The organism is Kitasatospora sp. NPDC022856 (assembly GCF_055561235.1).
Genome location: NZ_JBVHHE010000147.1, coordinates 1 through 1,142, shown reverse-complemented (window position 1 = coordinate 1,142; position 1,142 = coordinate 1). Strand labels below are relative to the sequence as shown.

Here is a 1,142-nt window from a genome sequence, read left to right as displayed (position 1 = left end):
GGACTTCGATCTCTTCCGGATCTCCGAGGAGCACGAGATGCTGCGTGAGGCGGTGCGTTCGCTGGCCGAGGCGAAGATCGCTCCGTTCGCGGCGGAGGTGGACGAGGAGGGTCGGTTCCCGCGGGAGGCGTTGGACGCGTTGCGGGGCAACGACCTGCACGCGGTGCACGTGCCGGAGGAGTTCGGTGGTGCGGGGGCGGACGCGCTGGCGACGGTGATCGTGATCGAGGAGGTGGCGCGGGTGTGTGCCTCGTCGTCGTTGATCCCGGCGGTGAACAAGCTGGGGTCGTTGCCGGTGCAGTTGGCGGGGTCGGAGGAGTTGAAGGCGAAGTACCTGGGGGCGCTGGCGCGGGGTGAGGGGATGTTCTCGTACTGCCTGTCGGAGCCGGAGGCGGGTTCGGACGCGGCGGGGATGCGTACGCGTGCGGTGCGGGACGGTGATTTCTGGGTGCTGAACGGGGTGAAGCGCTGGATCACGAACGCGGGGGTGTCGGAGTTCTACACGGTGATGGCGGTGACGGATCCGGAGCTTCGGTCGAAGGGGATCTCGGCGTTCGTGGTGGAGAAGGGTGACGAGGGGGTGTCGTTCGGGGCGCCGGAGCGGAAGTTGGGGATCAAGGGGTCGCCGACGCGTGAGGTGTACTTCGACGATGTGCGGATTCCGGCGGATCGGATGATCGGTGCGGAGGGGTCGGGGTTCGCGACGGCGATGCGGACGCTGGACCACACGCGGGTGACGATCGCGGCGCAGGCGGTGGGGATCGCGCAGGGGGCGTTGGACTACGCGAAGGGGTATGTGCGGGAGCGTCGGCAGTTCGGGAAGCCGATCGGTGATTTCCAGGGTGTGCAGTTCATGTTGGCGGACATGGCGATGAAGCTGGAGGCGGCGCGGCAGTTGACGTACGCGGCGGCGGCGAAGTCGCAGCGGGGGGACGCGGATCTGACGTTCTTCGGGGCGTCGGCGAAGTGTTTCGCGTCGGACGCGGCGATGGAGATCACGACGGACGCGGTGCAGTTGCTGGGTGGGTACGGGTACACGCGGGACTACCCGGTGGAGCGGATGATGCGGGACGCGAAGATCACGCAGATCTACGAGGGCACCAACCAGGTCCAGCGGATCGTCATGGCCCGCAACCTGCCGT

General features: G+C 67.7%; 1 protein-coding gene. It reads left to right on the top strand.

The window, feature by feature from the left end:
• Positions 1 to 1,142: acyl-CoA dehydrogenase family protein (locus tag ACZ34W_RS38750; RefSeq protein ID WP_465611217.1), on the top strand; the 1,142-nt coding region annotated here is incomplete at both ends.